Raw genomic sequence first — 19,361 nt, 5'->3', positions numbered from 1 at the left:
TATAATTAGACTCGCGTTAAGCCATATAGTTTGGCTGCATTGTCACCCATTATGGCCTGCTTAAGATCCTTGGGAAAGGAACGTAATGCCAGTTTGGGATGATCAAAATCCCAATGAGGGTAATCACTTGAAAATAAAATTTGTGATTCTGCCCTGCACATTTTAATAATATCAACTAAATGTTGCGGATTTTCTGGCTCTTCAATAGGCTGCGTTGTAAGAAAGACATGCTCTCTTATATAGTCAGAAGGCATTTTTCTCAGCCAAGGTGTAGTATCTCGAAGCGCTTTATAGTTTTTATCCATTCTCCACATGAGATGAGTCAGCCATGCTATGCCGCCTTCGATGGCAACTACTTTTAACTCCGGAAATTTTTCGAAAACACCCTCACAAACAAGACTATTTACATGCGCCATATAATTCGTTGGTAGTATATTATGCCATTCCATATAACGGGAAGGATAACCTGAGGCAGTTGGAGCACCCGTCTGACCTCTTCCTTCTGTGCCCGGATGTATCGCAATGGGTAAATTCATGTTTGCACATGCCTCATATATTGGGTGATAAACACGATGACCATACAATTTATTGGCAGCACTGCACATGATGACTTCAACGATATCAGGGTGCAATCCAATACGTTCGATTTCTTTAACAGCATGGTGAGGATCGGAATGGTTAATAACCATCGCTGCTTTGAACCTTTTATCTACAGTTAGCCATTGCTCAATTAAATAATCATTGTAAGCTGAAACCACTGCGTTTGCATAATCAATATCAGGGTGCAAGGACAATTCCAGTATGCTTTGGCCTGTCAACACAATATAATCAAAACCAAATCGTTCAACATGATCTTTCACCATAAAATGAGGATCACTGCCTGAAGTCGAGCCATCATCAGGAACTGCGTCTTGTCTAAGTACACCAACCGGTGAATAATACGGCTGCCCTAGACCCGTTCCAGACGCCAACCATTGTGAATGCCAGACTTTCGATAAATATGGAAGTAAATCCCTTGGGCTCTTAATGCCATTATGGACATCAGTATCAATTAGTAATGGTTGATTACTCATTTCAAACACCTCGCAGTTATTGGATGAAGAGATGTTCCTAGCTTATTAAAGAAAGCACTTTCTAAAAATAATCACTTCATGACTTTATTCAAACACCAGTAAACGAACGGGGAGAACGTTGAATAGTGCGCTTAAAATAATCATCATTTGACCTTTCCTAATCATTAGATGACATCGTTGGCACACAAAAAAAAGCCCATGCTTTATTGTCTGCATGAGCTTTCTTAACCTGGTCGCTTTATTTCACCATTTTGACAAGTATTCTTCCTCGTGCTTGACCTTTTAGCAAGGTAGGAAGAGCGTCGGGAAGTTGTTCCAGTGTGACTTCTTGTTGAACGAGTTCTTCCAGGTTTGCTAGTTTGAAGTCAGTAGCTAAACGAGCCCACGTTTTCAATCGAGTCTCCATGGGACAATATACAGAGTCGATTCCGAGCAAATTTACACCTCTTAGGATAAAAGGAAAGACCGTAGTAGATAAATTTATTCCCCCTGTTAGTCCACTGGCAGCCACTGAACCGCCATATTGAATTTGGCTTAAGACAGCTGCAAGCGGTTCGCCGCCAACGGGATCGACAGCAGCAGCCCACTTCTTCTCGCCTAATGCTCTGATATCTCCACCATAGACCTCTTCACGCGAGACAATCGTAGCAGCCCCGATTTTTCTCAAATATTCGTGTTCCGATTCTTTGCCCGTACTTGCCTCGACTTGATATCCGAGAGTCGAGAGAATAGAGACAGCAAAACTTCCAACGCCCCCAGTTGCACCTGTTACGAGAACCTTTCCCATTTCGGAAGTAACCTTATTTTCCTCCAGCCGCTGAACGGATAATGCCGCAGTAAATCCAGCTGTTCCGATAATCATTGCTTCTTTTAACGAAAGACCTTTGGGAAGTGGAACAATCCAATTAGCTGGAATACGAGCATACTCACTATAGCCACCAAAATGGGAAACACCGATCGCATAGCTTGTCGCTATAACTTCGTCACCTTCTTGAAAACGGGGATCTTCCGATGAGACAACGATACCTGCCAAATCAATTCCAGGAACAAAGGGGTAGGTGTTGACGATGTTTCCGTTCGGAATAGCAGCTAAACTATCTTTGTAGTTCACACCAGAATAATGTACGCGAATCAGTACTTCCCCCTCTGGCAAATCATGAAGGGTCAGCTTTTGCGTTGCAATAGAAAATTGACCGTCTTGTTTATTTACAACGAGTGCACGAAATGGTTGCATGTCATTACTCCTTTCAACTGCGAAATAGTGTGCAGCACCTTAGCCCTGCAGCATTGAATCACTACTTTTCAGTGGCCCGGATCTGTTTCTCACTTATCTCCCACAATCGTTTTGCGCTTTCAACGTCCTGGGCGGGCACAGATGGAGCTCCTAATTTCATGTCGGTATAGTATTTGCCACTATGACCGGGAATCTCATCTGTGTTCGCCAACCATATTAGAGTTTCTGCACCTTTCTCGGGACTGATGGAGAACATTTTCATTACGGACATGGTTAAACGAGCCATTATTCCATTGTTTTTGTTGAAATTCGTGGCTACTAGACCCGGATGGAAGCAGTGTGCCGTAACTTCGCTACCTTCCAGCCGCCTCGCTAATTCTAGAGTGAACAAGATGCTGGCCAGCTTGGTTTCGCCGTAACGATAGGTAGGACCTCCCATTAACCTTTTGGGGAAACGATAGAGATGTTCCGCACTGAGATCGTCGAAATTAATCCCCTTCTTCGCCATCATGTGGTTGTCGGATACGGTTGTAATAATCCGGGCTTTCCCGCTTTCCTTCAGCCGATCGAGGAGCAGTGTCGTTAATAGAAACGGAGCTAAATGATTAACAGCCCAAGTCATCTCGATACCGTCGATAGTCAGCTGCCGCGTTTCGAACATAGCACCGGCATTATTGATCAACATATCCACTCGGGGACACTTGGCCAGAATGTCTGCAGCCACTTTGCGTATAGACTGCTGGGAAGACATATCGGCCAGAAACACATCAACAGTGATATTTCCGCTGGTTGATGCTTTAATTTGGGCTGCTACTTCATTCGCCTTGGCTTGATTTCGTGCGATGATTCCCAGGTTTGCACCTAGAGACGCAAGCTCCTTGACTGCAGCTAGGCCAATGCCGCTGGTTACTCCTGTAATCACGACGTATTTGCCTCGTACCGACCATTTCGTAGCCATTATAATAATCTCCTTGTTTTTAGCATTAAGGACGTCCTGTTACAATCCGCAATAAAAGATCTACCTCCGGCATTTCATAAGCCTCATCCTCGTGAATATTCAAGGTCATTAATGCAGAAACAACTGTAAAATAGGAGGAAATTAACTTCCGCGGATCACCTGGTGCAAATTCCTTCGCTTCCTGTCCTTCAATGAATAATGGTTCCAATATATCGACAACATAGGATTCCAAGGAGTACTGTTCAATAAGCTGTTTGGCTTTCTCAGGTACTCCGTCCGATGTACGAGCCTGGTGGATCAGCATGAAATAAAGCTGACCCTCATTATCAAGCCGGGTAAAGGTTCTTAATTTTTCGATTGGTGATCCAGGTAATTGATAAATGGTCTTCATATTATCGATTGATGCTTGGATCGCCTGCTGAATCAGAATAACGAACAGCTCATCCTTTGATTTGAAGTAATGGTATAGAAGACCTTGACTCATACCTGCTTCTGCGGCGATCATGCTCAATTTTGTCCCAATGATGCCTCTGCGTGCAAAGATCTTAAGAGCTGCTTCCATGATCTGTTCTTTTCGTTCATCACGAATATGTTGTAGCTGTTCTTCGTTCAAAGGTGACAATGTATTTCGCTCCTTTTTCAATTCATGAATAGCATGTGCACGTTAACTTTCCGGTGAAAAGGACACAAAGGAGGCTTCAGAGAAGGAAGGCAAACTGGCCAAATACGTTTCTAATGATTGGCCCTCTTTTTGCAAAAAATCAGTGAACCATTGTTTGTCTGCGGTAGATGCATCAGCGAGAATAGAGCTTACCATTTGTTGATTCATCATTAAAGCTGGGGAGAACAATAATGAATTCACACCCCAATACAATAATATTTGCTCAAAATCACGTTTCACAGTTGCTTGTTGAAGATACACATTAAAGTATTTTTGGGCAAAATCAATCCCGACCATTGGTTGACCCTCGTATTCTACGCCTGACCATTGTAAATCAGACACGCAATTCAACCACCAAGCGGGCTCAATCACATCTTGAAGTCTTTGGAGTATGTTTTGTTCAAAAGAGGCTTTGGGATTTGTCCGTTGTTCGCTTAAACAATTGTCCAGCATATCCACTTGGATCGCTGCCATAGTCATTCCAAGACCATATATCGGATCAAAATTGCACAGAGCATCTCCCATAACTAACAGTCCAGATGGCCATCGTTCCATTGATTCAAAGTGATGACGGAACAATTCGGTTATCCGATAACTTCGGGGCGATGTGAGCGGTTCGAGTTCCTTCACAACTTCCGCAATTAGCGGATCTGCAAGCTGGGCAACGGTTTGTTCAAATTCTTGAGCTTTGGTGGCAGGATAGTTTCCACCCGCATTCCAAAGCAGCACCTCTGCTCTGTTATTCTCAACAATGGAAAAAACTCCTGTGAATTCCTTCTTATTGGGGTTCCCATCTACCCGAATGACATCCCATTTATCTGCTATATGGGGAGGAATCTGATAATGCCGGGTACTATATCCAAGAGAAACCTTTAGAATGTCAGGTTTAGGTACAGTATAACCCAGCTCCTGAAGCCATGTCACCAGCTTGGAAGAACGTCCGCTGGAATCCAATACCAGATCCGCTGTCAGTGTTTTCTGCTGTCTGGATTGACCTCGATCTCGTATGGAAATACCCGTAATAATGGTTCGTTCCGTATTTGTCAGCAAACCAATCACGTCCTGTTTGGGAAGGACCTGAACATTCGCAATCCCCTTTACGCGTTCACGAAAGACCCATTCCAGCAAGGCTCTGCTAAACGTAGCTTCATTCTCTGAGTTTGGCATAGCGTGGCTTCCATATGGATTGCTCAGATGAGCGGTTTTATTAAGTGATGACGGTGCACCCTGTGCCAGTAATTCATCGTTAAATCCAGGAAAGAGACGGTTCATAATCATGCCCCCGCGAGGTGTTAGACGATGTGGCTGATTATCCTGTGGAGTGCCGGCACGATTCTCAGGTTTTTCAGGGAGGTCATCTTTATCGACAATCAATACTTCATTGTAGTACTCGGAAAGCACCTTTGCAGCAAGTAACCCCCCAATTCCTCCCCCGATGATAATGGCACGTTCTGACTTTCCTTGGTTAACCGCTACATTCGTTTCGCTCATGATACTATCCCTCCAATTGTGAATTCATGCTGTTCATTTTGTTGAAACTGTAAATTGTTTGTTGATTGGTTCGACCGTTCAATCTTAGAATATGGTAATTTTTATAATCTGTCAACCACGATTACACTAAAATGTCGGCATTTAAGAATCCTGCTGAAAAAAAATAAGGGGAACCCCATCCCAAAAGGTTCCCCATCTTCTTTATGTCCTTATGAACAACTATTTGTTTAATAATCTTTCTGTTTCTGAAATGAGTTCTTGAAGTACTCCAATACCTTCCTTTGTACGGTCTTGATTTGATGAAATCAAAGTAATAATTTGGTCTATCTTTTTCTTATAATCATTGGGTTTTGCATTAAAACCTTCAATCATCCGAACTGCCTTTTTCTCATTGATACAGTATTCTCCATTTAATGTAAATATCACGTGATTTAAACATGAAATAGAGCGGAAGACATGGCCTGCAACGTACGAAATGTCATCCTTATCTACATTTTTCTCAGCAAACATTAAGGAGAAAGATGATTCAAACATAAAATATCCAATCATTGCATCTTTTAATGGTTTTGGATACGGCATGGTTTTAGCTTTTAGTTGGGCAATTTGATTGGTGGGGTCAAATAATATTTCACAAATTGAGATTTCCCCCGAATACATAACATTAATATAAGCATGGGGGTGTCCAGTCTGATAATGGGGAGAAACCTTTCCCATCAAACAGTCATCCATAACCTGTGATACACGTTTTACATCACGGAATAAAAAATCCACATGATATCCTTGAACAATGAGCCATCCCCCACCATTTACCCATGGACCCCATTCTCCTAAAGATGTGATGATATTCTCCCTATGTTCATCATCTAATTTTGTAGCGATTTTACTAACTTCACTTCCATCAAAGCCTGCCGTTTCATCATAATAAATCCCAATATCAATGTCAGAAGTAGCATGATTCGTTCCTCTTGCCCGTGAACCTCCTAAAACTACGCCCACAATGCCCTTAACTCCACTAAGCTCATTACTTATTTGATTAATAACCTGTTGTACAGTCATAAATTCTTCACGCTCCAATTCAAAAATAATTGCACTTTATTCTTTTTTCTTATCCATTTCTGCACGCTCCATTTCGTTCTTATTATGATTTTATCTAGAATATGAAAATCTATCAAATATCAATTTAACAGAGCCTTCCACATAAAGACCCTACCCGGACACGATTGATTAATACTTTCTCTCTCTTTTAGGATCGAACCGCAGACTTTTTGCATGCCATTCAAGCGCTCTCCCACATTGGTTTGTTACACTGCCCACTATCCACCGTATCTACGTGAAAGACGCTTCATCTTCATGATTATTCCGGCAAATTCCCGGATCTCGTTCCTACTTCATACGAAGGAAGCACATTGTCATACATCAGATGCAAAATCATGCCTGTCGCCGCATGGTCAAGGTTATGGCAATGGTCCATCCACATCCCTGGATTATCGGCGATAAATGCCACTTCATAGGTCTCACCTGCATATACGTTTAAAGTGTCTGTCATCCATGGAGTCTTTACTTTCTTGCCGTTCTTCTTTAATACCGTCATATGATGCCCATGGAGATGCATGGGATGTTCTGCGAAGCTTCTATTCACAAAGGTAGTTTTGACCTTCTCGCCTTCTTTGACAACAAAGGTTGGTATATTAGGGTAGACTTCTCCATTAATCGTCCATAGAAAATGAAATTGTCCGTTATAAAATCCCATCCGATTTCCAAGTATCATCGTAAATCCCCTATCGAACTCTGTGGTCGAGGTTAAATCATTCTCTACAGGTTTCCCATATTGTGACGGGTCAAACAAGTTCGATTCGGCTTTGAAGCTCGGTTTCATTGGTGGGGCATCCCTATAGAAAATAATACTGGGATTCTCAGCGTCGTTATAATCGCCAATCTTAAACAAGACGGGATGATTCGGCATTGTAAAGGTAATATCGTATCTTCCACCGGACGCAAGTCGGAATGCCGTCCGATCGGACAAGGTATCCGGGTCTTTAATTCGTACACCGTCAATACTCGTGACTTGATAATCGACTCCTTGAAGATAGTATTTACGAGAGAGATTATGCGTATTAATGATTCTCAGCTTTACTTTCTTACCTGTCTCGATTTGCTTCAATTGTGTCTGATCGTGGTTCCCAAAGGCGATCTTATCCCCTTGGTCTGTATCCCATCTATGATTGATTACCGTTATCTCTTCATCGTAAACCTCTGTTTCATTGACAGCATCGACAATGAGCGAACCGAACAGCCCCTTCTCGACTTGCTCTGCGGCTTGCTGATGAGAGTGAAACCAATAGGTTCCTTCCTGAGCAGCTCGAAATTTATAGGTAAAGGATTCTCCCGGCTTAACAACATTCTGGGTCATTCCAGGCACGCCATCCATCGCATTCGGCACATTGTAACCATGCCAATGTATGGTGACTCCTTTGTCAACATCCTTGTTAACCAGCTTGACCTCCACCATATCTCCATAACGCACACGCAGCTCAGGGGCTATTTCACCGTTGTAGGTCCACGTATCGATCTTGGCACCGGAAGCAAGCGTTATTTCCCGCTTCTGTGCGACGAGTTCAAACTTGATATCTGCCGGAGCTGAAACATCTCCCGTCAACGCTGCCACCTCAACCATATTGGAATGATTGGAATGATCCTGATTCATCTGATTACCAGTTAGCATAGTAGGTGTTCCACCCCCTTCATCCATTAAATGATGGTTCATCATATCGGAGGCTTCCGGCAATTTGGACGAATTTATTCCGATAAGAACTTGAATGACAAAGATCACAATCACAACACCTGCCGTCAACGCACTCACCAACCCAAGCTTCAATAATCGCTTCCACAATTTATGCAGGATGAATTCGCCTCTGAGAACCGTACTATACCTTCTCATTACAAAGAATGAGGGTACGACCAGAATTAGAAGGAGCAGGACAGGCCTTTGTACAATTTCAACTAAGCTTGGCAGGACGGGTTGTGCAAACATATGGCTAGCAGCACATAGACCGGATGCTAATGCCGCCGCATAAATAGGGATAACCACCATAGGATGGGCTGCTTTAGCTAATGTGTCTGCCGCAGGTTTTTCTTTATTGGATTGTCCCAAGCTTCTTAATTTGGGCAATGTGTAAATAGCGACGGGCAAATAGCTAATGAACAGGGCAGGAACAATCGCTTTCATTGTGCCTTCTACGAATATCCATCCACTTCGCAAGAACAGGCTTGTGATCAAGATGGCCCATAACACACCAAGGACAAGAGCGATGCAGCTCACCCAGAGCAGGAAGATTCTCCAGCTTTTCAGATGTTGATTGTTTTTAACATAAGGAAGTCCCGTCACAACTATACCGGCAACCAACCATAATGCCGTCATAGCGAAAGATAATAAGATGCTTGCAATTGTTTCGAACACGGTTACCTTTCACCTCTTTGTTTTAATTTTACCGAACGGTTTGAAATAGGAGATTGCCGTCCTACAAACAAGCGCAATGATGTTTGCTGTGGCTCCTTCGAGAATTACTTCCTTCCAACGCCATCTGTAACGATCTGAAACCTATGCTAACACTGAAATGTTGCGAACTTATGGAGGACATCTGGAGAGGTTGTGATGCCTTAACTCATCCGATAAACATGTTGTATAATAGGGAAAATGAAGCGTATGAGATGGGGAGACGGAAATGGGGATCAAAGTTTTAATCGTGGAAGATGAAGAAAAGATCTTATCGTTAATGGAAACCTTTCTTCAGACCGAAGGTTATGACATCATCACAGCTCAAGACGGAAAAACTGCCGTGCAGCTATTCGCTGAGAACAAGCCGGATATTGTCGTCCTTGATTGGATGCTTCCACACATGAACGGTCTGGATGCATGCCGTCATTTCAGACAAATAGGCGAGCCAGGAATCATCATGGTGACGGCCAAAAACGAGGAAACGGATAAAATCGTCGGCTTGGAAATGGGCGCGGACGATTACTTAACGAAGCCCTTCAGCCTGAGGGAGCTATCCGCACGAATCCGATCTTTATTGCGGCGCATGAACAGAGGGGATAGCGGCGGGCAGGGCAGCGTGCTCCGAAGGGGAGATTTAATCATTCATGAAGAAAGTCTGCAAGTATTTAAAGGGGATCAGCAACTGAGGTTAACTCCGACCGAATTCAAGCTCCTTCATCTGCTGGCATCGAAGCCTGGGCGGGTATACAGCCGGATGCAATTGCTTCAGCACGCCTTCGAAGAGGAATTCGTCATTGATGAACGTACCGTAGATTCCCATATTAGCAAGCTGCGCAAAAAAATAGAGGACGATATCGATCATTCCATTTACATCCAAACGGTTTACGGGTTTGGATATCGTTTCGGGGCAAAGCATGAAAATTAGAACCAAGTTGATTCTGTCGATGAGCATTCTGATTTCATTCATCCTGCTTGTCTTGTTTTTAGTCACACATGTTCAATTTTACATAGCTCGTGATTATTCTTATTTTGAAAAGAAAGCCATTTTCGAATCCTTGCGTGGGGAGTTTGAGCAATACTACACAAGTCATGATGAATCTTGGGAAGGCGTGGAACATAACAAGTTCGCATATACTCAACATTTTGTTGAAATCGCCCTAGTTATAGACGGGGAAGCGATCTATCGAAAAGGACAGCTGCAGCAAGAGGATCTTCGGGAGGGAGGCTTCCCACTGGTCCTTCATGCAAATGACCAGAAGATTGGCCGAATTTACGTGATGAATGAAAGCCAGTACAAGACCTATGAATTCAAATCCATGTGGTATGGCATTTTCCCAAATATTCTCCGTGTATCCTTGTTATTTACCTGTATTGCCGCTCTGGTTACCATCTTCCTATTGTCTTGGAGACTAACCGTTCCTATTGGTAAAATCATGAAGGGAATCGACATGATCAAGAAAAGAACGCCTGAAGTGGCGCTACCTGTCGACAGAAAAGACGAATTCGGGAAAATTTCCCGAGCGCTTCAGGAGATGAACGTCAGTCTCGCAAGTCATGAACAATCCCGTAAGCAACTGCTATCCGATGTTGCACACGAATTGAAAACCCCGCTCATGATCATGCAGGGGGAAATGGAACTTGCCCAGGAGCTCGAGACGTCCCTTTCTTCGGAGAAAATATCGTCTCTTCTCGACGAAGTATTACGGCTAAATCGATTGGTCCATGATGTATTGGATTTATCCAGGTTGGAGGCTGGCGGGGCAGAACTCCGCCCGGCAATGGAGAATATTGTCGCGATTATGGAGGAATTGATCGAGAAAATCCAGTTTCTGGCGGAAGATAAACAAATCCGCTTATCCGCGTATTTTTCAGAGGATGTTATTGAGGTGTCCATAGAGAAACATCGCATTGTTCAGGCACTCTACAATATTCTGATTAATGCGATTCACTACACGAACAACGGTGGACAAGTTCAAATACGTATAGAACGAGTGATGAAGGACCGACAGGTTGAGCATGTCCGGATCATGATCGAGGATAACGGAATCGGTATACCCGATGAGGACCTGCCTCATATCTTCAACCGATTTTACCGGGCTGACCATTCAAGGACTCGTCCAAACGGCGGGACCGGTCTTGGTCTGGCTATCGCCCAGCAAAACATTCTTGTACATCAAGGCTGGATTGAAGTACGCAGCAAAGCGGGGGAAGGTACAACGTTCTTGATATTTTTGCCTTTCGTGGCCGGGCCAGCGATGTGTTCTCCCAACTGAGCTAAGCCCCCAGGATAATTCTTTGCCATCTGTTTCTTTTACCGTTGCGGTTTATTAGACTATGAATCATAGTTTAATTCGATTGTTTTCGGCATAACCCTCCAATAAGTTCTTTAGAATACTTTCATATTTCATCATCATTTCTTTCAATTTGTCTTTTAGTCGTCTGGCCGGATTGGGACGATCTCACAGACTTTACAACGATGAGAGGCAATATAACCGCTACAATAGTAATAATGGCAAAAAAGACAATAACCTGCGACACTTGTAATCCTCCTTCAGGGCTATTTTCTCTTCATAAGCAAAAGCAGAGTAATAAGACTAAACCCTAACAGCGCTAAGAAAGGAATAGTAACAAATCCAAGCCAATTAATATATTGGATATTGCACGGGACACCCTGCGTGCATGGTTTAATCGCCGCAAATCCTGGTATTTTTTGTTCCATGTAGTGGAAGGAGGATACACAAATACCCATAATGGATAACGGTAACACATATTTCTTAATCTTGTATTCCTCATAAAAAGCTGCGATCCCTAAAATCAAACTCAACGGATACATTAAAATGCGTTGATACCAGCATAACTCACAAGGGATAAAACCTCTAATTTCACTGAAATAAAGACTGCCGAGTGTTGCAACGACAGCTACAATCCATGCCATATACAAGGTATATTGCCTAATCCCCATTACCCCTTACTCCTCTTCGAATTATTTCATTTCTTGCTCTATGGCTGCTGTAATTGCAGCATAATCAAACGGATTAGCAATCACGATATTATTAATCATAATCGTTGGGGTTTGTTTAATATTGAACTGTTCCACTAATTTTTGGTCTAGATCTACCGAAGCTTGATTCTCACTTGATTTGAAGTTCAGTTGGAATTGCTCTAAATCAATTGCAGGAACAGAAAGCTTAGCGACCTCTAACAGTTTTTCTTCTGTTATCCAAAGTCCATCATGGTTATCCTTTGGTTGCGCATCGAATAATGCTTTATGAAAATTCCAGAAGTCTTCCGGGTTACTCTTCAATATGGCTTCTCCAGCTAGAGCACCTAATTTTGATTCCTCTTCGTGAAATAGAACATTCGTATACGAAAATTTTGCTTTTCCTGAATCAATATACTCTTTCTTTAATTGCGGCCAAACTTGTTCGCCCCACGCTTTGCAGGATGGACATTTATAATCACCGAACTCAACAATGGAAACTTTGGCATCTTCATTTCCCATTACAGGCTGTGAAGTCGTAGATGGGGCTTCTGCAGTCGTCGTTTGATTCATATTATCTTTTTTATTTGTTGCCTGATTTATAGCGAACAAGGCCACAAACAATACGATAACCACCAAGGTATAAAGAACTAAACTGCGCGATTTCTTACTTTTTTTGTTCATAATCCACCTCAACTATTTAATAGACACACTCAAAAGATTAACACATGAGCAAATAATCATTCAATACACAAATAAAATTTTCACTTCACTAAAATAATAGGAGTGAATAAGTTTGACATAAATCATGGAATCGAATATCATATGAACAAGTATTCATATATCGTTTTGAAATGAGGATGTCTTATGAATGAATATCGGATAAAGGGGCTTTCTTGTGCTGGTTGTGCCCAAAGAATTGAAGAAGAAATTCAACAATTGGAGCATGGTGAAGATGCCAAACTAAGCTATAACTCTGGAAAGTTAACGGTAAATCCACAAGTCTCAATAACTGATGTCAAAAAGATTTTGAAATCAGACAATGCTTATATTGAGAAGAGCTCGGAAACAAATATTGGGCACGAGCACAGTGACCATGATCATGATGGACATGATCACAGCCATACTGAAGGTAATGCGAAGATGCTTAAAATGCTCATCTCATCCGGTGTTATTTATGCTGCAGCCTTACTGCTGGATGGTGTCCTTGATAAACAAGCAGTCGTTCTTTTATATTTAATCGCCACCATCATAAGTGGTTACACAACTTTCTTAAGAGGTTTGAAAAACGTATTCAAATTAAAATTTAATATCGATACTTTAATGACCATTGCTTTAGTGGGCGCCGTATCCATAGGGGAATGGAAAGAGGCTACTCTTGTTGCGATCCTGTTCGGGCTTAATGAATTACTCGAGGGCTACGGTATGGAAAAAGCCCGCCGTTCCATGGAAGCTTTACTGCAAGTTGCTCCAAAGGAAGCCTTGAAGATGGAGAACGGTCAAGAAATCATCGTTCCGATTTCCTCTCTACAAGCCGGTGATTTGGTGAAGATTAAGCCAGGTGAAAAAATCCCTTCGGACGGTATCGTCTCAGAAGGAAAGAGCTCGGTTAATGAGGCTGCCATTACTGGCGAATCACTTCCGGTAGAGAAAGAATCCGGTGAGCTTGTATATGGTGGAAGCATCAATAATGAAGGGCTTCTACTCGTACGTATAGAAAAAGCCTATAAGGATTCTTCCTTAGCAAAAATTCTTCATCTCGTTCAAGAAGCACAAGAAACAAAAACACCAACTGAACTCTTTATTAATAAATTCGCGAAGTATTATACACCGCTCATTATGATTGTTGCAGCTCTTGTCATACTTATACCTCCACTCCTCTTTCAAGGAGATTGGATGACATGGCTTTATCAAGGTTTATCCGTATTAATTGTTGGTTGCCCTTGCGCGCTGATTCTTTCCTCCCCTATTGCGATTGTTTCAGGAATTACGAGAAACGCGCGGAACGGCGTACTAGTCAAAGGCGGTGTGTTCCTGGAGCAGCTCGGCAAGATCGATACGCTTGCCTTTGATAAAACAGGGACATTAACCAAAGGTGAACCACATGTAGCTCAATTGGAGTCCTATGATGAAGAACGATTCTTCCTTGTTGCCGGAGCAATCGAAAAGTCATCTTCTCACCCGCTGGCGAAAGCGATTATGAAAGAAATAGACAGAAGAAACATCGTCACTCCAGAACCGGATGAAATCCAAACGATTACTGGTCGAGGGATTAAAGCGATGGTGGATGGTCAAACGTACTGGCTTGGGAATGAAAAAAGCATTGCCCACATCGCCATCCCTGATTCTATACAAACCCGCATTGAACAATTGAAAGAAGAAGGACTTACCCTTGTTCTGGTTGCAGACGAGCGACAAGTAATCGGTATGTTCGGAATTGCAGATGAAATTCGTGAAGAAAGCCGAGATGTAATTGCAGCCTTACACAAAATAGGAATTAAAAGCACCGTCATGCTGACTGGCGATCATCAGAAAACAGCAGAGAAAGTGGCCTCGGCCGTTGGAGTCTCTGAATTTTACGGGAATTTGCTTCCGGAAGACAAAGTAAAACGAATTAAAGAGCTTTCGGTGAATCATCATGTCGCCATGATTGGTGATGGTATTAATGACGCTCCCGCCCTCGCTTCTGCGCAGCTAGGCATTGCGATGGGCAAAGGAACAGATAGTGCTATCGAGACAGCGGATATCGTCTTGATGCAGGATCACCTGGGCAAACTTCCGGAAGCCGTTTCGGTTGCCAAAAAGGTAAATCGTATTATTCGTTTCAACATTATCGTATCACTTGGGCTGAAAGTAATAGCGCTTTTGCTTACCATACCCGGATGGCTCACTTTATGGATTGCCATTCTCTCCGATATGGGAGCTACCATATTTGTTACGCTCGTTAGTTTAACCATATTAATTGAAAGACAAAAGCATCTTGGAAAATAATAATGTAAGTACTCAAAAAGCCGCTAGAGTTATTCTAACGGCTTTTTGCTTTGCTTTCATCAGCGGCGCATCAATGCCCATTGCCTTTCAGAAGCAAGATCTAGGTGATCAGTTCATTATTGCTTTTACATGGAATCTTAGAACTGTCTTCATCTTCAGCATTTCAGTCTTGCGCGGGTCGGTCAGATAAATTTCCCTGTGGGTTAAATCAGAACGAACATAGCGGTTGTCCTTGCAATATTCCTCCATCTTCGCAAAGCTTTCCGGTTCATCATCAAAACTTCCTGTGTGCATCACCTGGCAGCATAAGCCATCCGTAATTTTACCGAATGTTACATGATCAAGGTAGGGATTTGACTTTTTCTTTTTGGTCAGCTCCACAAATTTCATGAATAATTCATCAGTCAGAAAGTCTGGCTGGCGTATCATAATGGTGTATTTCAGATTATTTTTGTCTGTCGCCGGCTTTGTTTTATCAATTAAGTCCCAAATTCCCTCAAGCGGAAAAACGGTATATTCATAGTAACCCACAGGTACATCTTCATTTTTATAGGACATTTTAACCGCGTAGCTTAAGCTATATAATGCTTCTGTCGCTCGGGCAAATTCCTCTCCATTTGGATCACCTGTACCCTCAATCATCATAAATGGCATCTCAGGGACATCCATAATAACCGGAATGCTTTTTGGCAGATAAAGATGTTTATAATCTTTTTTATATTCTATTTTTTTGCTCATGGCCATTCGCTCCTTTATATACTTTTGACATCAGTATATAACACGTAAGATGACAACAGTGTGTCAGGTTACGATTTGAGGTTTGGAACATTTCACAATAAATGCAGGAGGAATGAGTGATGCTTTTTCAAGCGAGTACCATCTCATTGGATGATCTGGTTCAGTATGCTCTGGCAGAACCACATCTTCGACCACTCTTTCCATCCGAAATCCAGTCTGTATACACTCATTGATATAGGTACTGAGTTTAATCTGGTTCATCATAGCCGGTATATCCCATGCTTCACTCTGATGAAGTCCCTCTTCATGATAAGATTTTTCACTACATAAGAATCATCAGAACCAGGTCCGGTATTGGTTCAGGGGACCAAGAACCTGCTCCTCCGGCATGTACAGAGCCATATTCATGTTAAGCAATTCGGATCTCTCGAAGCGAAGACGCGTCTCCATGGAGCCCCATATTTCTTTGCGCACACTCTCCGCACCCATTCGGTTGAACTGCAGGCTGACGACAAAGAGCGGTACAATCGCCACGAGAAAAGTCAAAATCAGCTTGAGAAAGATCGTCATTCTGCGCAGCAAGGCACGAATATTTATGATAAGAGCACATCCTTTTATTGAATTAAAATGACATCTGTTTTCCAGTTCGCTATCATGCCTTCCTATTCCTGTCTGCCTCTATCTATATCGATTGCATTCTTTTTACTTTTCTTGACTTCTTGTTACTTCATGGCGAATATTGTAGAAATCAAACGCAAAAAGACGCATGCATGCTGCATACGTCCTATCACGATTCCTATTTACTTCATTCAGGTATTTCCATATAATCAGATACTCTGCTCTTTAAGATTTCAATCAGCTCTTCATCCATAAATCCATAATCATCGGGTATATCCAGTCGTACTATTTGTTTTCCAATCAGTTCTTGCCTGTATTTTTCATTAAGTCTTCTTTCATGTTTTTTCTCCATAACAAATATCCAATCTGCCCAGCCAATATGTCCAGCATTTACTTTTATTCTTGCCCCCTCTTCCGTTCCTGCTGATTTTACTTCATAAATATTGAATTGTTCAAAAATCTTCTCTGCTGTTAAACTTCTCCATTTATTTCTACTGCAAACAAACAATAGTTTAATCGTTATCATCTAGCCCCTTCCCCGAATATCTTGAGCAGAAGGGCCTAATGTGATTCAAGTCCATTAAACTTTCTTCCGAGAAATCCAAGTTTACTTTTAACTGTTCCGCGAGATCTAAGGCATATTCTGCATAAGCTCGCATCATGTCAGAAGCATTGTATTGGGTCACAGGCATTCTCCTTGTATATTCAAAATCAATTTAAGTCTTCGTTATCCATTTCTTCATCTTATCTCTCATCGTATTTGCAATTTCACTATCTTTCCTTTCAATCCAATTAAATAATGGCCCTTCAATAAAACTTTGTACATCTTTTCGAGTTTCATCAAGACTTTCGAGTAATTCTGGATACGAATATTGGATGCAATTATTTGTATTTCTTCCGATCGCTTCCGGATCATCAGGCCAAACAAATACTTGTAAGTTGTTATATGTAATACATGGCGCAGGATCATGTCCCATCCATGGGCTTTGTTTTTTTGTTATCGCATTAATTACTTCAGAAAATCTTCTAGTCCGCAGCAGCAGCTTGGCAAAACATACTTTTTCTCATCTTCAAAGAAAGCAATCCCACCAGAAAGAGCGACTTCGTCTTGCTTAAACAATTCATCGAAAGACAGTTGAATCGATTGATCCACATTGATCTGGTTGAAACCAAATAGATGGATTAAAAATAATTCAACTTCTTGTGTGTCAGTTTCGAAAGATAGACATATGAATTCCTTCCGAATAACTTCGTTCGTAATCCATTCCGGTTTATCATAATGTAGATCGGTTATGACTGGTTTTGTGTAATTTAACTTCCTTATCATCTGACCTCCAAATTTGTTGATTATTACATCCAGTAATCGTACATCTAACATCCTGGTGACTGCCTTTCCATTATAACAAGTATTGTAAATATTGGGAATTTAAAAAAAGAGGCTCACAAAGTCTTAGAAAACAAGGATACTTCATATAGTCAATCATTCGGCAATGGGTAGGTCATTCAAATTTTAAAAGCGAGACCGCCTGGTCTAATGCTTCAACAAATGATAAATACAAGGAATTAGTTGATAGGATGATTCCACATGGCATAGTAAATGGATATTCTTTGTGTATAAATTATTGGTATTACCATGTTACTATAGATGATATCATTAAGGAGTGAGAATATGGAACCAATAGCTCAAGACGAATATCAAATGTTAAGCCGGATGGTCGGCAATAAAATTAGAGGGTATATCGCCGACAACGGACTTAAATCAGGAGACAAATTACCTCCTGAGAGAGTTCTCGCGGAGCAATTGGAAGTTAGTCGTCCTGTCATCCGGGAAGCGCTCGGCACGCTAGAAGCTTTAGGCTTAATTATAAAGCGGCAGGGAAAAGGGACTTTCCTTACAAATCCCAATTTCTCCGTATTGTTCCATGAAATGATGGGCGTTTGGCAGCAGGATGAGGACAATCCCGAACAACTGCTGCAGTTCCGGGTTCTGTTGGAGCAGGGTTCTGTAGAGTCCATCATCGAACAGGCAGAAGCTTCGGATTATGAACGATTATATAGTATAATTACACAATCTGAACAGGATTCACTAACTTTTAGTGAATTTATCAAGCTGGATTATTTGTTCCACCGCGAGTTGCTAAGTTTAACGCGCAACCCGTTATTTTTTCAACTTACTGATGTTATCAATAAGTACTTCCATTGGATAGACACAGGCAAGTTAAAGGTCGGAATCTTTTTTCGAAGGCAAGACACGATTCAACAGCATCGCAACATCGTTCGGTTACTGCAGGAGAAGGACAAGGAAGGCGCGATACATTTGCTGAAAATGCATTTAAACGGGAGGAAGGTTGAGGAATGAAACCATTGAAGCGGATGAGCTTGAAGGATATCGTAATCGAGAAGCTTCATAAGCATATTGTGGATCATCAACTGCAGCCGGGAGATCGATTCTTAAACGAGAAGGAGATTATTAGTTTGGTCGGAGTAAGCCGGACAGTTGTGCGCGAAGCGTTACAAGCGATGGAGGCCGTAGGCGTGCTGCGGATTAAACCAGGAGATGGCATCATCGTTAATGAATCTTCGTTACACCATCTGGTTAACCAGTTTTCGTTCCGATGGTCGCGGGACCGCTCCAGAATGCTGGAGCTATTGGAAACGCGGGTTATGTTGGAGCTGTCGGCCCTTGAATTGATTATTAGAAGATTGAACTCAAAACCTGAGGCCGTTGAGTTCGCAGAGATGGATGCTAGAATAGAACAGATGGAAAAGGCGATAAAGTTGAAGTTACCTATTATGGAAGAAGATATCGAATTTCATCGTAAGCTGTTCAAAATGACAGGCAATCAAACTTTCTACGAGTTGAGCGAAGTGATCACCCAATATTTCCATGAGGTCAGGGAGAGCAGGATGTCCATACCGGAAGGATATGGAAATACTTTGGTCGAGCATAAGCAAATCGTTCATTTCATTAAGCAGATGGATTTGGAAGGCGCCAAAAAAACGATGGTGAAACATCTAAGCCCGTTGAAAGAAATTATTATGAAAGGTCTTTATTAAACAGGCGCGATAGTCGATACGAAGCGCAAGGTCGCTTGTTAAGCGTATTCGTTTCTCCAACCGA

18 protein-coding genes are annotated in these 19,361 nt (G+C 42.0%); 5 read left to right on the top strand and 13 right to left on the bottom strand.

Going from position 1 to position 19,361, the window contains the following annotated elements; translation table 11 throughout:
- Positions 1 to 5 precede the first annotated feature (5 nt).
- The 7 genes from IEY46_RS03505 to IEY46_RS03475 form a co-directional block, all read right to left on the bottom strand.
- Complete coding sequence (locus IEY46_RS03505; protein ID WP_188989168.1) at positions 6 to 1,073, bottom strand: amidohydrolase family protein; 1,068 nt, start codon at positions 1,071 to 1,073, stop codon at positions 6 to 8.
- Positions 1,074 to 1,311: 238 nt separating this feature from the next.
- Positions 1,312 to 2,307: an NADPH:quinone oxidoreductase family protein gene (locus IEY46_RS03500; protein ID WP_188989166.1), complete on the bottom strand. Its 996-nt coding sequence runs from the start codon at positions 2,305 to 2,307 to the stop codon at positions 1,312 to 1,314.
- 61 nt (positions 2,308 to 2,368) lie between these two features.
- Positions 2,369 to 3,265, bottom strand: coding sequence for an SDR family oxidoreductase (locus IEY46_RS03495; protein WP_188989164.1), 897 nt, complete (start codon positions 3,263 to 3,265; stop codon positions 2,369 to 2,371).
- 25 nt (positions 3,266 to 3,290) lie between these two features.
- The gene (locus tag IEY46_RS03490; protein ID WP_188989162.1) at positions 3,291 to 3,887 is read right to left on the bottom strand and encodes a TetR/AcrR family transcriptional regulator; all 597 of its coding nucleotides are present in this window, start codon (positions 3,885 to 3,887) and stop codon (positions 3,291 to 3,293) included.
- A gap of 42 nt (positions 3,888 to 3,929) precedes the next feature.
- Positions 3,930 to 5,417, bottom strand: a complete 1,488-nt coding sequence (locus IEY46_RS03485) for an FAD-dependent oxidoreductase (RefSeq protein WP_188989160.1) — start codon at positions 5,415 to 5,417, stop codon at positions 3,930 to 3,932.
- A 219-nt stretch (positions 5,418 to 5,636) separates the two neighbouring features.
- Positions 5,637 to 6,473, bottom strand: a complete 837-nt coding sequence (locus IEY46_RS03480; RefSeq protein ID WP_188991650.1) for a nucleotidyltransferase domain-containing protein — start codon at positions 6,471 to 6,473, stop codon at positions 5,637 to 5,639.
- Positions 6,474 to 6,771: 298 nt separating this feature from the next.
- Entirely contained in the window at positions 6,772 to 8,874 is a 2,103-nt protein-coding gene (locus IEY46_RS03475) for a multicopper oxidase family protein (protein ID WP_188989159.1), read from the bottom strand.
- 265 nt (positions 8,875 to 9,139) lie between these two features.
- Between IEY46_RS03475 and IEY46_RS03470 the strand changes: the two genes are divergently transcribed.
- Together IEY46_RS03470 and IEY46_RS03465 are read left to right on the top strand one after the other, a co-directional pair.
- The gene (locus tag IEY46_RS03470; protein WP_188989157.1) at positions 9,140 to 9,838 is read left to right on the top strand and encodes a response regulator; all 699 of its coding nucleotides are present in this window, start codon (positions 9,140 to 9,142) and stop codon (positions 9,836 to 9,838) included.
- Entirely contained in the window at positions 9,828 to 11,186 is a 1,359-nt protein-coding gene (locus IEY46_RS03465; RefSeq protein ID WP_188989155.1) for a sensor histidine kinase, read from the top strand. Before IEY46_RS03470 ends, IEY46_RS03465 begins: the two co-directional genes overlap by 11 nt.
- Positions 11,187 to 11,470: 284 nt before the next feature.
- Here IEY46_RS03465 and IEY46_RS03460 read toward each other — a convergent pair whose 3' ends face one another.
- Positions 11,471 to 11,875 carry a disulfide oxidoreductase gene (locus IEY46_RS03460; protein WP_188989153.1) on the bottom strand — a complete coding sequence of 135 codons (405 nt, stop codon included), beginning with the start codon at positions 11,873 to 11,875 and terminating at the stop codon, positions 11,471 to 11,473.
- A 21-nt stretch (positions 11,876 to 11,896) separates the two neighbouring features.
- On the bottom strand, positions 11,897 to 12,577 hold the full coding sequence (locus IEY46_RS03455) for a DsbA family protein (protein ID WP_188989151.1): 681 nt from the start codon (positions 12,575 to 12,577) through the stop codon (positions 11,897 to 11,899).
- A gap of 183 nt (positions 12,578 to 12,760) precedes the next feature.
- Here IEY46_RS03455 and IEY46_RS03450 point away from each other — a divergent pair, with 183 nt between their 5' ends.
- Positions 12,761 to 14,884 carry a heavy metal translocating P-type ATPase gene (locus IEY46_RS03450; protein WP_188989150.1) on the top strand — a complete coding sequence of 708 codons (2,124 nt, stop codon included), beginning with the start codon at positions 12,761 to 12,763 and terminating at the stop codon, positions 14,882 to 14,884.
- A 108-nt stretch (positions 14,885 to 14,992) separates the two neighbouring features.
- Here IEY46_RS03450 and IEY46_RS03445 read toward each other — a convergent pair whose 3' ends face one another.
- From IEY46_RS03445 to IEY46_RS36235, 4 genes are all read right to left on the bottom strand, one after another.
- Positions 14,993 to 15,622 carry a GyrI-like domain-containing protein gene (locus tag IEY46_RS03445; RefSeq protein ID WP_188989148.1) on the bottom strand — a complete coding sequence of 210 codons (630 nt, stop codon included), beginning with the start codon at positions 15,620 to 15,622 and terminating at the stop codon, positions 14,993 to 14,995.
- A 336-nt stretch (positions 15,623 to 15,958) separates the two neighbouring features.
- Positions 15,959 to 16,204, bottom strand: a complete 246-nt coding sequence (locus IEY46_RS03440; protein ID WP_188989146.1) for a hypothetical protein — start codon at positions 16,202 to 16,204, stop codon at positions 15,959 to 15,961.
- A gap of 223 nt (positions 16,205 to 16,427) precedes the next feature.
- Entirely contained in the window at positions 16,428 to 16,757 is a 330-nt protein-coding gene (locus IEY46_RS03435; RefSeq protein WP_373288783.1) for a low molecular weight protein tyrosine phosphatase family protein, read from the bottom strand.
- Positions 16,758 to 17,249: 492 nt separating this feature from the next.
- A complete protein-coding gene (locus IEY46_RS36235) occupies positions 17,250 to 17,618 on the bottom strand; it encodes a hypothetical protein (RefSeq protein WP_229750039.1) in 369 nt (122 codons plus the stop codon).
- Between the two features lie 291 nt (positions 17,619 to 17,909).
- On the opposite strand from IEY46_RS36235, the gene IEY46_RS03425 reads away from it, so the two are divergent.
- Entirely contained in the window at positions 17,910 to 18,599 is a 690-nt protein-coding gene (locus tag IEY46_RS03425) for a FadR/GntR family transcriptional regulator (protein ID WP_188989142.1), read from the top strand.
- Positions 18,596 to 19,297 carry a FadR/GntR family transcriptional regulator gene (locus tag IEY46_RS03420; protein ID WP_188989140.1) on the top strand — a complete coding sequence of 234 codons (702 nt, stop codon included), beginning with the start codon at positions 18,596 to 18,598 and terminating at the stop codon, positions 19,295 to 19,297. The genes IEY46_RS03425 and IEY46_RS03420 overlap by 4 nt, the downstream gene beginning before the upstream one ends.
- Positions 19,298 to 19,361: the final 64 nt, after the last annotated feature.

The organism is Paenibacillus nasutitermitis, assembly GCF_014641075.1.
Lineage (GTDB): Bacteria > Bacillota > Bacilli > Paenibacillales > Paenibacillaceae > Paenibacillus_Z > Paenibacillus_Z nasutitermitis.
This window is presented reverse-complemented; position numbering and strand designations above follow the sequence as displayed.